This window comes from Corynebacterium sp. HMSC074C05, assembly GCF_001838325.1.
Lineage (GTDB): Bacteria > Actinomycetota > Actinomycetes > Mycobacteriales > Mycobacteriaceae > Corynebacterium > Corynebacterium amycolatum.
In genome coordinates this window covers 1-13803 of the sequence record NZ_KV836277.1, presented here as the reverse complement: position 1 = coordinate 13803, position 13803 = coordinate 1, and the positions used below count along the sequence as shown (strand labels likewise).

13 protein-coding genes are annotated in these 13803 nt (G+C 61.0%); 1 reads left to right on the top strand and 12 read right to left on the bottom strand.

What is annotated here, in order from left to right; all coding sequences use genetic code 11:
* Positions 1-36 precede the first annotated feature (36 nt).
* The 12 genes from steA to HMPREF3042_RS00020 all read right to left on the bottom strand — a co-directional run bounded on the left by steA (position 37) and on the right by HMPREF3042_RS00020 (position 12392).
* Positions 37-1221, bottom strand: a complete 1185-nt coding sequence (gene steA, locus HMPREF3042_RS00075) for a putative cytokinetic ring protein SteA (RefSeq protein WP_070855729.1) — start codon at positions 1219-1221, stop codon at positions 37-39.
* A 25-nt stretch (positions 1222-1246) separates the two neighbouring features.
* Positions 1247-2986, bottom strand: coding sequence for a DNA repair protein RecN (recN, locus tag HMPREF3042_RS00070; protein WP_070855728.1), 1740 nt, complete (start codon positions 2984-2986; stop codon positions 1247-1249).
* Positions 2987-3061: 75 nt separating this feature from the next.
* Positions 3062-4060, bottom strand: a complete 999-nt coding sequence (locus HMPREF3042_RS00065; RefSeq protein WP_070429669.1) for an NAD kinase — start codon at positions 4058-4060, stop codon at positions 3062-3064.
* Complete coding sequence (locus HMPREF3042_RS00060; protein ID WP_070855791.1) at positions 4053-4892, bottom strand: TlyA family RNA methyltransferase; 840 nt, start codon at positions 4890-4892, stop codon at positions 4053-4055. The genes HMPREF3042_RS00065 and HMPREF3042_RS00060 overlap by 8 nt, the downstream gene beginning before the upstream one ends.
* Positions 4893-4897: 5 nt before the next feature.
* Positions 4898-5149, bottom strand: coding sequence for a hypothetical protein (locus tag HMPREF3042_RS00055; protein WP_042388740.1), 252 nt, complete (start codon positions 5147-5149; stop codon positions 4898-4900).
* A 6-nt stretch (positions 5150-5155) separates the two neighbouring features.
* Positions 5156-6196, bottom strand: a complete 1041-nt coding sequence (locus HMPREF3042_RS00050) for an HAD-IIA family hydrolase (RefSeq protein WP_070855790.1) — start codon at positions 6194-6196, stop codon at positions 5156-5158.
* A 109-nt stretch (positions 6197-6305) separates the two neighbouring features.
* The gene (locus HMPREF3042_RS00045; protein ID WP_070855727.1) at positions 6306-7538 is read right to left on the bottom strand and encodes a tetratricopeptide repeat protein; all 1233 of its coding nucleotides are present in this window, start codon (positions 7536-7538) and stop codon (positions 6306-6308) included.
* 112 nt (positions 7539-7650) lie between these two features.
* Positions 7651-8562: an RNase H family protein gene (locus tag HMPREF3042_RS00040; RefSeq protein WP_070855726.1), complete on the bottom strand. Its 912-nt coding sequence runs from the start codon at positions 8560-8562 to the stop codon at positions 7651-7653.
* Between the two features lie 44 nt (positions 8563-8606).
* Positions 8607-9365 carry an iron ABC transporter ATP-binding protein gene (locus HMPREF3042_RS00035; protein ID WP_070855725.1) on the bottom strand — a complete coding sequence of 253 codons (759 nt, stop codon included), beginning with the start codon at positions 9363-9365 and terminating at the stop codon, positions 8607-8609.
* Positions 9362-10405 (bottom strand): iron chelate uptake ABC transporter family permease subunit, encoded by a 1044-nt coding sequence (locus tag HMPREF3042_RS00030; RefSeq protein ID WP_070855724.1) that lies wholly within the window; start codon positions 10403-10405, stop codon positions 9362-9364. The genes HMPREF3042_RS00035 and HMPREF3042_RS00030 overlap by 4 nt, the downstream gene beginning before the upstream one ends.
* Entirely contained in the window at positions 10398-11345 is a 948-nt protein-coding gene (locus HMPREF3042_RS00025; RefSeq protein WP_070855723.1) for an ABC transporter permease, read from the bottom strand. The genes HMPREF3042_RS00030 and HMPREF3042_RS00025 overlap by 8 nt, the downstream gene beginning before the upstream one ends.
* 39 nt (positions 11346-11384) lie before the next feature.
* Positions 11385-12392, bottom strand: a complete 1008-nt coding sequence (locus HMPREF3042_RS00020; RefSeq protein WP_070855722.1) for a siderophore ABC transporter substrate-binding protein — start codon at positions 12390-12392, stop codon at positions 11385-11387.
* A gap of 347 nt (positions 12393-12739) precedes the next feature.
* Between HMPREF3042_RS00020 and HMPREF3042_RS00015 the strand changes: the two genes are divergently transcribed.
* Positions 12740-13744: a tyrosine-protein phosphatase gene (locus HMPREF3042_RS00015; protein ID WP_083327381.1), complete on the top strand. Its 1005-nt coding sequence runs from the start codon at positions 12740-12742 to the stop codon at positions 13742-13744.
* Positions 13745-13803: the final 59 nt, after the last annotated feature.

Here is a 13803-nt window from a genome sequence, read left to right as displayed (position 1 = left end):
ATTCAGGCGCTCACAATGCTCAAGATACCGCTAAAACTACTTAAACAGCCCCTGGAACCACAGTGCAATGGAGTTCCAGGTATCAATCAGATTCTCGCTGACAGAACCATCACCGGAAGTACCAGCGATAGCGAAGATCACCGCAACGGCGACAAAGATAGCCAGGATTGCCCAGGCCACACCGAAACCACGGCTATTGACCTGGTAGAGGTCGGCGACCATGCGACCGTCGACAAGCTTCTCCCCGACCTTCAAACGCGACAGCAAGGCCGACGGCACGCCGCTTTGGTTCTCAGCGTGGTAGATGCTGCCGATGTTCTGCGGGGCGCCTACGGAGACGACCATGTCGGCGTCGTGATGCGCGGCGAAGACCAGCGCCAGGTCAGTGGCGGAATCGGACAGCGCCGGGAAGGTCATGGCGCCAATGCCGAGGTCCTGAATGCGCTCAAGGCCCACCGCGTGACCGTCCGGATCAGCGGGCAGGATCACGCAACCGGCAGACCGCAGCGCCTCGGAGTTGATGTTCTCCGGGTCGCCGATGATGTAGTCCGGCTCGTACTTCAGGTCGAAGAGCGTGTCGGCACCGGTGTCGACGCCGATGAGCAGCGGCTCGTACTCGCGGATGAAGTTCTTTAAGTCTTCCAGCGTCTTGCGGTGTCCCTCACCAGGGCTGACTACAACCACCTTGCGGCCACGCAGCGGCTCCGTCTCGTCCGGAATGCCCAGGCCATCGATGTAGAGCGGGGACTCAGTCTTGGCGAACTCCACCAAGTTGCCGGAAAGCGCCTCCAGGCGGTCGACCATGCTGGTGCGGCCCTCGTCGAAGGCGCGCTCGAGCTCGTCCTGGTCGACCTCGTCGCCCTGACCAATCAGGCGGTCACCGTGGTAGAGCTTGCCGTCGTCAAGCCTGCCGTTTTTGCCGTCCTTGAGCTTCTCAAAGACCTCGTCGCCGACGTTCTGCACCATTTCGATGTCGGCGTCGCGCATCATCTGCGGGCCGTAATTCGGCACAAAACCCGTGGTAAACGCGCCGGTGTTCACCACTGCGGCGACCTTGGCATCAATCAACTGCTGTGCCAGTGGACGCGAGATATCCGGCGCATCGATCACCACGATGTCGCCTTCGCCCATGCGCTTCAGCGCACGCTCCAGGCGGGAACCGTCCCGCACGGTCCCCGAAATGCCAGGAAGATCTTTTTCGTTCCGAGAGAACAGACTCATGGCACTTAGTGAAACATAAGTGCAGCTACTTGGCCGAGAAGGCGCGCCGAGCTTGATCCAGAAGATCTTGCGCATGCGCGCGTCCGGAGTCCGAATCGTCCAAGCCCGCCATCATCCGCGCGAGCTCGTCAATCCGCTCCTCGTCGCCCAGGCTCGTCACCTTCGACGACACCGCACCCGAGCGGGCATCCTTACTGACCACCAAGTGGGTATCCGCAAACGCCGCCACCTGAGGCAAGTGCGTGACGACGATCACCTGGTTATTCACCGCCAACTGCTTCAGGCGCTTGCCAATCTCCACAGCCGCGCGCCCACCAACACCGGCATCGACCTCATCGAAAACCATCGTGTGTCCGGCTTGTCCTTCGGCGAGGACAACTTCCAATGCCAGCATGATGCGGGAGAGCTCACCGCCGGATGCGGATGAGGCCAGCGGGCGTGGCTCGGCACCTTCGTGGGCTCGGAGCTTGAACTCGATGTTGTCCACGCCAGCGGGGCCAAAGGTGTCGGCCTTGGCGATCTCCACCACCAGCGAGGTGTGCGGCATGGCCAGGCCCTTGAGTTCCTTGGTCACGGCCTGTTCCAGGTGCTTCGCGGCTTTTGCGCGGGCCTTAGAGAGCTTCCGCGCGGTGTTACCGAGCTTCTTCTCCGCGGTCTTGATCTCCGCGGTCAGCTTGTCCAGGGCCTCGCCGGAAACGTCCAGCGTGGCGAGCTTGCGCTCCGCCTTGTCCCGCCAAGCCAGGACACCGGCGATGTCCGGGGCGTACTTACGGGTGAGATTCTTGATCTCCACCTGGCGCTGCATGAGCTTGTCCAGGGATTCGGTTTCCTCCGGCAGGCCGGAGAGAAACGCGCCGAGGCCAGCGGAGATCTCGGAGAGCTGGCTGGTCAGCTCATTGAGCTGATTGGAAAACTCGGTGAGTTCCTCGTCGTCTGCGGCGGCGAGCTCGTTAGCGGCGGCACCGAGGAGTTCGGCGGCACCGGATTCCTCGGTGGCCGCATCCATGCCGGTCGTGCTCACGGCGGCCGCACCGTCAATGGCGGCAAGCGCCACGGCTGCCGCGTCGCGGAGACCGTCCAGGTCCTGCATGCGCCGGATCTGGGAGGCCAGGTCCTGGTCCTCGTCCGGCTCCGGCGAGACCGCGTCGATCTCTTCGATGGCGAAGTTGAGCTGGTCGGCACGCATGGCCAACTCGCGTCGCTTGGAGGTCTTCTCTTCCAGTTCCTTGACCATGGTGCGCCAGTGTGCGCGCTGCTGACGGTAGGTTTCCAGGGTTGGTGCGATGGCCTCGGCATCCATTCGGTCGATGGCCGCACGCTGCTCATCGGCGCTTTGCAGGCGCAACTGATCATTCTGGCCGTGAATGGCAATCAGGCGCGTGGAGACATCCGCCAATGCCGCAGCCGACGCACTGCGCCCGCCAACCCACGCCCGGGAGCGGCCCTTCGCGGAGACCTGTCGAGCAAGCAGGTACTCGTCATTCTCATCGCGCTCGCCGCCGAGCTCAGAAACCACAGCATCGATGGTGGCTGACTCTTCCTCCGAGAGGTGTTCGGTGGAAACGCGGCCTTCCACCAAGGCTTTGTCGGCGCCGGTGCGCACGCGGCCGGCGTCGGCACGCGCGCCACAGAGCAACTTGAGGCTGGTGACCACCATGGTCTTACCCGCACCGGTTTCGCCTGTGAGTACGGTCAGGCCTGGGCTGAATTCAAGCGTCGCGTCGGGGATAACGCCGAGGTCGCGGATGGAAATCTCAGTCAGCATGGCGCCTGCAATCAGTCCTTCCCTTGAAGTGTCGGGTCTTGTCTGCCGTTGGGTGAAAGGCTCCGTGTTTGGAGGCTATTGCGCCTCGGCGGGGCCGCGCCACCCGGACGTCGGCAAGCGGAACTTGTGCACCAGACGATCGGCGAACGGCTGATCGTCCAGACGCACCCAGCGCACCGGCTGCGCGCCGCGCTCGATTTCGATGCGGCTGCCCGGCGGCATGGTGATGTTGCGGAAGCCGTCGAGCACCGCGACCGCCTCGGCGGTGTCGTGGTTGGTCTCAATAGCGATGGTCGAATGCGGAGAGATCACCAGCGGGCGGGAGAACAGCGCGTGGGCGTTGTTAGGCACGACCAGCATGGCATCGAGCTCAGGCCAGAGTACGGGCCCACCTGCGGAAAAGGCGTAGGCGGTGGAGCCGGTCGGCGTGGAAATCAGCACGCCATCGCAGCCGTAGGAACTCACCGGGCGGCCATCGACTTCCAGGATGACGTCCAGCACACCGCGACGGTTGACATTTTCGATGCTGACTTCGTTCAGCGCCCAGCCCGAACCAATCACGCGGCCGGTGGTGTCACGGACGGTGGCGCGGATGGTCATGCGATCTTCGATACGCCAGGAACGCTTGATGACGCGACTAATCGCCTCCGTCATGGACTCCTGCTCCCACTCGGCGAGGAAGCCCACGTGCCCCATGTTGATACCGAGCACCGGCAGGTCAGCCGAATGCGCGATGTCTGCGGCGCGCAGGAAGGTGCCGTCGCCGCCGAGGACGAGGACGAGTTCGCATCCCGACGCCGCCTGCGGGGAGTGCCAGTAGCGCGGGTACTTGCCGAGCGTTGGGTGCGCGGCCAGCGCCTCCGGGTTCTTACCGGCCAGCACGCGGATATCAATCCCAGCGGCCTCAAGCAGCTCGGCCGCCTCCGCGGCCATTTCCAGGTTGGCGCTACGGCCGGTGTGCGGGACCAGCAGAATCTCGCGCTTGCCGGCGCTGGTCTTGGGCTTGCTAATCCCTGAGCTGCTCCTCGTGCTAGTCGGTGAGCCGGTCGGTGATTCGGTCGGTGAGCTAGTCATTGTGCGGCCCCTCCTCGACGGCCTTAGCGATGGCCGCAGCCATAGCCTCATCACCAATATCGCTGGTGCCGCCGTCTTTCACCAGCCACAGGAAGAACTCCACGTTGCCACTCGGACCCGGCAGTGGGCTGGCCACGGCCGCGCGGAAGGACAACCCCAGCGTGCGGGCGTACTCAGCGACTTCCTGGACAACTTCCTGACGCAGCGCATCGCTACGCACAACGCCACCGGAGCCAAGGCGCTCCTTACCCACCTCGAACTGCGGCTTAACCATCGGCAACAGGTCAGCGCCCTCGTCCAGGCAGGAAACAATCGCTGGCAGCACCAGCTTCAAAGAAATAAACGACAGGTCGCCGACCATGACATCGGCTGTGCCGCCGAGAATCTCGGGGGTCAGCGTGCGGACATTAGTTCGGTCGAGCACAACCACCCGCGAATCATCCTGCAAGCGCCAAATCAGCTGACCGTAGCCGACATCGACGGCGTAGACGGTATCGACATCGCGGCGCAGGCACACATCGGTGAAACCTCCAGTGGAGGCACCGGCATCCAGCACCTTCCGGCCCTTCAAGTCCAGGCCCTGCGGCTCAAAAGCTTCCAGCGCGCCGAGCAGCTTGTGCGCCCCGCGCGATGCCCAGTTCTCGTCCTCTTCCAGGCCGCTGACGCGAATGGACACGTCCCCTGTCACCGCAGTCGCGGGCTTAGAGGCAACGAAGCCACCGACCTCGACTCGACCGGCTTTAATCATGTCTACTGCTGCCTCACGGGAGCGAGCAATCTTCCTTCGCACCAGCTCAGCATCGAGCCTGCGCTTAGGAGCTTTCTTTGCCACCGCGTTCACTTTCCTTCCCTGCGTGACGAGCCCAGGGCCTCATACAAAATCTCATGCGCCCGCTCGAACTGTGCGACTCTCTCCTGCGGAGTCGGTGCGGGTGCGGACAGTGCGGCCGCAACCTGCTCCCGGACGGCCTCCGGAGTTACCTCGCGCGCACCGGGCATTGCCGCCGGGCTAGGTACAGGGCCGGGTTTCGGCCCCGGCACGGGACCAGACTCCTGCCCCTGCCCTGGCTTCGGTGCGACCTCACTCATCGGCTATCACATCCGCCAGGCAGCCAGCGCCGCCTCAGCAGCCGGGCCCTCTGCGCGGACCTGCGTGACCTCGACCGCGCCAGCACGACCAGCCTCAGAGTTCCACACCACATCCACGACCGTCAGCAGAGCCGCCACCGCGGCCTCCGCCGGGTTCGCCAACCGAGGATCCTCCGTGTCACCGCCAGAAAGAACGATGACACCGGCCTCCGCGTCGTCGTAACGCGCGGTGAAACCAGCCTGCGGAGCCGGACGTGCCTGATCCAGCTCACGGTTCAGCGCGGTCATATCAGCGCCGATGAGCGTCGGGCGGTGCTCAGGTGGCGCCGCGACGACATCCATATGCGTGGAAACACCCGTGACCACCATAAACGTGTCCATCTTCGCAGCGTTTCCGCCCGCGATGTCGGTATCCAGGCGATCCCCAATCGCCAGCGGATTCTTCGCGCCCACACGCTCCGCCGCCTTAATGAACATCGGCGGCTTCGGCTTACCCGCCGACAGCGGCGCCACGCCCGTGGTCGTCGAAATCGCCGCAGCGACCGAACCATTGCCGACCAGGAAACCGCGCTCCGACGGCAGCGTCGTATCCAAATTCGACACCAGGTAACGCGCACCTCGCGACACCGCCAGCGCCGCCTCCGACATCTGCTTCCACGTCATCTCACGGTTGAGCCCCTGGAACACCGCCGCAGGGTAGTCATCAGCGGAATCCACGAGGTTGTACCCCGCCTCACGAGCCAACTGCTTAAACGACTCCGCACCCAACACAAAAACGTTCGAGCCCGGCTCAATGACCTCCGCCGCCATCTCGATGGCCGCCTGTGCCGACGTCATCACATCGTCCGCGTGAACGTCATAGCCCAGCCCGTTGAGCTGATCCGCCACGGTCTGCGGCGCGCGCGAGGCGTTGTTCGTAATGAACACCATCGGCAGCGCTGCCTCGGTCAGCCCCTCCAGCGCGTTCGGAATCGCCGCGCCGCCCTCGTAAATCGTGCCATCCAGATCTAACAGAGCGGCATCATAGGAAGAAGCGACAGAAGCCATGAGGTGCATTTCTCCTTTTACGAAATAGGAACGCTTTACGACGAATTGTAGATGCGCAGCCGCATCGCGCCAGCGGTGGCTGGTTGTGCGAGCCGGACGGCGAGGCCGGTTACTTGCTCAGCTCTTCGATGCGCTCGCGAGCATCGAGCATCTGGTCGACATCAATCTTGGCGCAGCGGGTAAACCACACCTTGGCATTGTCTTTACGGCCGGCCTCCACCAGCGCATCAGCGTAGGCGTAGAACAGACGAGCGGCCTCGAAGTCCTCGCGATCCGGGTTCAGATCCTGGGTCTCCAGCTCAACCAGAGCCTCATCGATCTGGCCCATATCGCGGCGGGCACCTGCGGCGACGATAGCCAGCTCAGTCTTGGACTCGTTGTCCAGCTGCTTGGCTTCCTCGGAGCGAGCCAGCTCGATGGCCTTCTCCGGGCGGCCGAGGCCGCGCTCACAGTCCGCCATGACCGCGAGCATGCCCGGGCCACCGGAGATGCGGCGAGCCGCACGCAGCTCCGCCAGGGCTTCCTTCCACTCACCTGCGTGATAGGCGGCAACACCAGCGGTCTCACGAACGACACCGACGCGACCTGCGCGGTCCTTCGCTGCGCGGGCGTGCTCCAGGGCACGCTGCGGGTCTTCAGCCATCAGGATTGCAGCCATAATCATATGACGAGCGACCTTGTCGGCGTTGTCCTTAGCCAGGCTCTTCAGATCCTGGCGCACGCTCGGATCAAGCTCATCTGCACGAATGTCATCCGGCAGCTTCGGCTCGTTCTTGCGGGCCTCAATGCGCTCCTCGCGGAAACCTGGGCGCTGCGGGCCGGTGCGGTGCGTACGCTTCTCATCCTGGAAGCGGCCACCGCGGTTGGAGCGACGTGGCTTGCCACCACGACGGTCGAAGTTGCGACCTCCCTGGCCGCCACGTCCGCCCGGGCCGCGACGATCATTGCGCTCGCCGCGCTCATTACGATCATCCCGGTCGAACCCGCGTCCACCGCGACCACCACGGTCATCGCGGTTAAAACGCTCATTACGATCATCGCGATTGTTGCGGTTGTAACCACGACCGCCACGGCCACCGCGCTCATTGCGGTCACCGCGGTTAAAGTCACGATCGTCACGATCATCACGACGGAAGCCCCGCGAACCACGGGAACCGCGGTTACCACCATGACCACCGTGACCACCACGGCCGCGACCACCTGGGCCACCGCCCTGTCCACGACGATCGTTGCGGTTGCGCCCGTTAAAGCCGCCCTCGCCACGACCATGGGAACGGTTAGACCCGCGGTTTCCGCGATTTCCTCGGCCTTCGCCGGAACGAGGACCTTCGTGCTCAGCCATGAAGTCGGAGCTCCTTATATGTAATGAGTAAAAGAATTTATGTGTTTTCAGGCTACCAGTAACCCCGGATTGCCTGGTGGTCTACCTAAAAGACCAAACTTTCATACTACTGCTAAGACCTGCCTACATTCCAGCCCAACAAACGCGCAGAACCTGTGGCTTTCCCCACTGCCTGGGACAAATCCCAGACAGCCAGGCCAACCCAGTCGTCTGTAGTGAACTGCGCAGTAGCGGTGGTTCCCTCGACGCGGAGCTCATGCTCGGCATCCGAAAGCCCGTCTGGCACGGCGAGGTTGGCGCCCAGGGCGTCGTTAAGCAATGCCTTGAGGGCGCGGGCATTACCCTGCTCAGCGCGATGTGCGGCGCGGCGAAAAACAGTGAGCGCTTCCTTGGCTGCGTCCTCGGGTGCCACGGTGGTGTCGGCAGCGAGGTCAAAGAGACCCTCCTGCTCGAAGGTTGCGGTCTTGGGTGCCTTGGAGTCGGAAGAAGGCGTGGCGGGCGTGGTTTTTGTCGGCGCTGCATTCGCCTGTGCTGCATTCGTCTGCCCGCGACTCCCCGCGCCGGCGAAACCTGGTCCTTCGGGCACTGCGGTGCCCTTCTGATACGCGGTGGCGGCGGCTCGGGCGTGCTGATCAGCGGCCTCGTTCATGTCATGGCCGGAGTGGCCCTTAACCCACTCGAGGTGGATATTGCGGCCGACGAGGAGCTGGTCGATGTCCTGCAAGATGTCCACGTTGAGGACGGGCTTGCCGTCGCGCTTCTTCCATCCCTTGCGCTTCCACCCCGGCATCCACTTGGTGACGGAGTTGATCACGTACTGCGAATCACACAGTACGAAAAGTGGCTCGTCGGGGATGTGAGCGGTGGCGCGGAGCAGCTCGGCAAGAGCAGTGAGTTCCCCGCGGTTGTTGGTTCCCTCTTTCCATCCGCCGGCGGCCCAGCAGCTGTCGTCGATATACCAGCACCACCCGGCAGGTCCGGGGTTGTGCAAGGCGGAACCGTCAACGGCAGCAGTAATAGTCATGAGGCTAGATTGTATCGGCTGCGTGGGGCCGGCCAGGAATTGCCTTAAGAGCCGTAGCAGGCGACCGGGCCGTGCGGGCCCTCGACGATGTCAATCTGAGTGTTGAAGATTGGGCTCAGCACCTCCGAACGCATCAGCTCCGCGGTTGGGCCGTGCTCAACAATCTGGCCGTCTTTCACCGCACAGATGTAATCGGCGTAGCGAGCCGCGAAATTGATGTCATGCAACACCACCACCATCGTGCGCCCCAACTCGCGCACTGCAGTGCGCAGGTACGACATGATGTCGACCGAATGAGAAATGTCCAGGTTGTTCAACGGCTCGTCGAGAAGCACGTAATCCGTCTCCTGACAGAGCACCATTGCGACATACGCGCGCTGACGCTGACCGCCCGAGAGCTCGTCCAAGTAGCGGCCCTGGAGCGACTCGAGGTTGAGGAACTCGATGTACTGAGAGATGATGCGCTCATCCTCGGCGGTCAGGCGCCCCTGGCTGTACGGGAAGCGGCCGAAGCTGACCAGCTGGCGCACGGTGAGACGCGTGACGAAGTGGTTGTCCTGGCGCAGAATCGACAGCACCTTCGCCAGATCCTTCGACTTGGTCTTGCCCACGTTGTACGGGCCGACGTTGATGTCGCCGGAGTCGACGGCCAGAAGGCGGCCAATCATAGTCAAGAGCGTGGACTTGCCCGCACCGTTCGGTCCGATCAGCGCCGTGATCGCGTTGTTTGGAATTTCCAGGTCAACGGGGCCAATCGACACCTCGCTGGTATAGCTCTTGCTTACACTGTCGAGGAGAATCATAGCCGTCCCTTCTTCAAAACGACGTAGAGGAAGATCGAACCGCCAACCAGCTCGATAATGATGGACACCACGCCCTGGGCATAGAAAACGTGATTGAGAATGAAATACGCACCGGCCAGCGTGACGTAGCCGATCAGCGCCGCCATCGGCAGCACAAAGCGATGGTCATAGGTATCCGCAGCCTGGTACGCAATGGTCGCGACCAGGAAGCCAAGGAAGGTCATCGGGCCGACCATGGCCGTCGATACGGCCATCAGCACCGACACTGCAACCAGCACGGTGATGGACCGAACCTGGTAGTTCACGCCCAGATTCGTCGCGACTTCACGGCCCAGCGACATCACGTTCAGCGCCCGCGAATGCAGCGCAATCACAACGATTGCCGCTATCACTAGCGGAATTGCCACCGGGAAAAACTCCGGATCAGCGTTGTTGACCGAACCGAACAGCCGCGCCGTCAAAAGGTCAAAATCCGACGGTGTCAGCATGCGCTGCATGAACGTCGATACCGAGGCCAACCCGCCACCGATGACAATGCCAACCAGCAGCATGCTGTGCATATCCGCACCCTGCCCAGTCAGCAGCCACGCGTACAGCACCAGCGACAGCCCCACCATCAGCGCGAGCTGCATAACAAACGCCCCAACCGAGCCAGCATTCATCAGACCCGTCGCGCCGAGGAAGTAGACCGCGGCGGTACTGATAGCCACGTACAGCGCTTCAAAGCCCATAATCGACGGCGTAATAATTCGGTTATTCGCAATCGACTGGAACGCCACCGTCGCAATTGCATGACAGCAGGCAACCACAATCATGGCAATCACGGCATCAAGGCGCCGACGCGCGATCAGCCAAAAGCCCTCCGTGCCGAACGGCAACGGGTTGTCCCATGCGAGCAGACCCGCGGTAAACAACGTCGCCAAGCCCACCAGCACAGCAATGATGATCCAGTACCTGCGCGCCGCGGCGCCCGTGCTAAACGACGTCGTTTGCGGCCCAACCTGGTTGGCCACCGTGTGAGTTGAACTGAGATTAAGCACGACGTCGCTCCACGATCAGATAGACGAAAATGGCAGCACCCAGGATGCCGAGAATCACCGATACCGGAATCTCGAACGGGGCGATAATGACGCGGCCAATTATGTCCGCGACCGTCACGATGGCAATGCCCACCAGGCACACCCACGGCAAGTTGGAGCGCAGGTCATCGCCACGAAACATGGAGACGATATTCGGGACGACGAGCCCCAGGAAAGGCAGGTTGCCCACCACGACGGTGACTAGACCTGTTGCAATCGCAATTAGTCCCGTGCCCAGGAACACGATTCGCTTGTAGTTCAGGCCAACGTTGGTCGCGATATCCTCACCAAGCCCCGCGACCGTCAGCCGATCACTGAATACGAAGACGATTGCGACCACAATGACGACCAGCCACAGGAATTCGTACTGCCCTTTATAAATATCAGTGAAGGAGCCTGCGAACCAGACGCTCAGTGACTGCAGCATGTCTGTCTGCAACGCAAAGAAAGTCGAAATCGAACTGACTACCGCGCCCAGCATGATGCCCACAATGGGCACGACCAGGCTCGACTTCAAACTCACTCGGCGCAAGAACAGGAAGAACACTGCTGTGCCGATGAAAGCGAAGATAATCGCGCCGCTCATCCGGCCGAGCAACGACGCCGAGGGGAAGAAATACATTACGAAAATTAGGCCAAGACCAGCCCATTCCGTGGTTCCCGTGGTGGTGGGTTCGACGAACTTGTTGTGTGTAAGCAGCTGCATGACCAGGCCACACATCGCCATCGCGGCACCCGAGAGCACTAGTGCAATGGTGCGCGGAATACGCGTAGTGGCGAACATCTCCCAGCCGTCGTCGGCGCCCAGGATGTCGTATTGGCCTACAAACAGCGACATAGCCACCAGGACTGCCACAACGGCAATCCCAATGGCTAATCGGGGTTCCAGTAACTTCTGCATAGAGTTGGTGAGGTACTCCTGTGACTGGTCAGAGAACTATTAGGCCTGCTCGAAGGCGTCGGCAAGCTCGTTCAAAATCTCCGTGTAGGTGATGATGGACTCGTTGGTGTAAGTGTCCTCTGGGGCGTAGTAGATCTTGCCCTCCTTGACGGCCTTCACGTTCTTCAGCGGAGCAGCTTCCTCGACCACAGACTGCGCCGAACGGTACTCATCGGTACCGCGCACCGAGGTGCCAGCATCGCGGTCGAGAACCATGATGAAGTCCGGGTTCGCCTTAGCGATGGACTCGGCGGAAATCTCATCACCCTGGTGATCATCGCTGGCCTTGTCGACCTCCAGTGCCGGCTTCATGCCAATCAGATCAAACAGCGGGCCGAAGGTGCGACCAACGGTCGGAGCAATGTAGCCGAGGGTGCCTCCCGACGAGTTCAGCGCCATAACCTTCACGTCCGGGTTGTAAGCCTTGCGAGCGCGCTCCAGGGCCTTATCGAAATCCGCGATGAGCTGATCGGCTTCCTTCTCCTTACCGAAGATGGTGCCCAGGCCCTTAGCGTGGCGCTTGAGCTCCTCGTCCAGCGGCTGGCCCTCGCGCGGCTCGAAGTCCACGATTGCGGAGTTTGGAGCGAGCTTCTTGAGGTCGTCGTAGTACTTGTCGAAACGCTGACCGGTGACAATCAGATCCGGGTCGGCGGCTGCAACAATCTCGAGGTTCGGCTCGCGGTGATTACCGATGTCCTGAACATCGGGATTGTCCTTGTAGTCGGAAACCGTAAACGGGATAATCGCCTTCGGAGCTGCAGCCAGCTTAATGCCCCACTGATCGAGCATCTCGAAGGAACGGTTGTCCGTGGCCACAACAGTGTCAATTTCGGCCGGCACGGTCTGCTCACCGTGATTATCAGTAACGGTAACAGTTGCCTCGTTACCTGCAGCTGCAGACTTATCCTCGTTGCCGGCATCGGCAGAACATGCGCCAAGAACAAGTCCAAGGCTGGCAACAGATGCGGCTACGATATTGCGAATACGGCCGGAGTTTGAACGCGCCACTGAAAGGCATCCCTTCGGTCACAGTAGGATTGTTGAGCAAACGTCACTTAGACGCCATTACCCAATCACTTACTTAGGTAATCATTACCTGCGCAACCTTAGCTTAGGATTCCCTATTTAACAAGTAAATACGTTATGAAATTGCGCAATATTTAGGGCATGTTTCAGATTTTGATTAGCGTTGGCTAATTTGCGCTGGTAGAGAGCCTTTTCTGAGTAATGCAGTCAGGTACCCCTGTTACGTTCTTACCGCGTTTCAGAGCGGCCTGTTGTACGGGCATGGCTATGCGCGAAAGAGCTTTTCTTATAAGTTGCCGAAAACCTGAGGCACGCTAACCTCAACACCCGTGAATACAACTAACCTGAGCCGCGCAAACTATCGCGCTAAAGCCGCTGCCCTAACCACGGCCCTTCTTCTACCACTCGGCACTATTTCCCCATCGGCCGCATCGGCTAGCCCTGATGCCTCGTTGTTGAAGGCAGCCACATTAGGAATTAGTGCGACCGAGACACAGGTCACCGGGCAGACTACAACCGCCACGGCGCCAACCGGATCCCCAGCCCCTATCGAATCCGGCTCACTTTCCTCGCTCAGTAACTTCCGCGATGTAGCGGGCAGTAGCGCCAACCCAATCATGACCGAGGATGGTCGCCACATCCGCCGCGGCCTGGGATACAGGTCAAACGCCTTACGAGAACCTAGTGACGAAGACCTTGCCCGGATGACGCAGGCAGGCGTGACACGCGTCGTCGATTTGCGAAACATTAAAGAGCGCAACGAAGCCCCAGACATCTTGCCCGACAGCGTGACTTACCAAGTAGCGGACATCATCGATGTTCGCAATGGCTTGGGCTTCGTGAAAAGTCCTGTCGCAACAACTGGCGAGCAGCTTTACGGCCATGCACCGGAGTTCTACGAAGCGGCGGGAGAAAGCATCAAGGCGCACGATGCAGAGATTTTCGACGATGAAGTGAAGTACTTCGGCCAACTGCTCGGCTATGAGTTGATGATTACCGGAGAAGCACCGCGAACCGCTTGGAAGGATCTTCTCCAAGCACTCGCATATGAAGACGGCGCCGTCGTTTTCCACTGCAGTGCTGGCAAAGACCGAACCGGCCTCGGTGCCGCGTTCCTCTTGGCCATCTTGGGAGTTAGTTACGAAGCAATCGAGCAGGACTTCCTTGCCAGCAACGCTTACCTCAATCGCAAGAACGCGGTAGACAAAGAGTGGCTCAAGATGTCGTGGGGCGCTATCGAAGAGAACTACGGTACTTTCGACAACTTCGTACGACAGGGCATCGGGCTTTCCGACGCCGACATCAACCAATTGCGCCAGAAGTATTTGGTATAGCGCCACGCATTACCCAATAATTGAACTCCGTTTACTTGTGGGTAAAACAAAAGCGGGCC

Excerpts from the sequence above, each read along its gene's own strand:
- HMPREF3042_RS00055 (WP_042388740.1), bottom strand. The coding sequence starts at position 5,149 with ATGAGTGAGGTCGCACCGAAGCCAGGGCAGGGGCAGGAGTCTGGTCCC.
- HMPREF3042_RS00065 (WP_070429669.1), bottom strand. The coding sequence starts at position 4,060 with ATGACTAGCTCACCGACCGAATCACCGACCGGCTCACCGACTAGCACG.
- HMPREF3042_RS00050 (WP_070855790.1), bottom strand. The coding sequence starts at position 6,196 with ATGGCTTCTGTCGCTTCTTCCTATGATGCCGCTCTGTTAGATCTGGAT.
- HMPREF3042_RS00040 (WP_070855726.1), bottom strand. The coding sequence starts at position 8,562 with ATGACTATTACTGCTGCCGTTGACGGTTCCGCCTTGCACAACCCCGGA.
- HMPREF3042_RS00045 (WP_070855727.1), bottom strand. The coding sequence starts at position 7,538 with ATGGCTGAGCACGAAGGTCCTCGTTCCGGCGAAGGCCGAGGAAATCGC.
- steA (WP_070855729.1), bottom strand. The coding sequence starts at position 1,221 with ATGAGTCTGTTCTCTCGGAACGAAAAAGATCTTCCTGGCATTTCGGGG.
- recN (WP_070855728.1), bottom strand. The coding sequence starts at position 2,986 with ATGCTGACTGAGATTTCCATCCGCGACCTCGGCGTTATCCCCGACGCG.
- HMPREF3042_RS00035 (WP_070855725.1), bottom strand. The coding sequence starts at position 9,365 with ATGATTCTCCTCGACAGTGTAAGCAAGAGCTATACCAGCGAGGTGTCG.
- HMPREF3042_RS00025 (WP_070855723.1), bottom strand. The coding sequence starts at position 11,345 with ATGCAGAAGTTACTGGAACCCCGATTAGCCATTGGGATTGCCGTTGTG.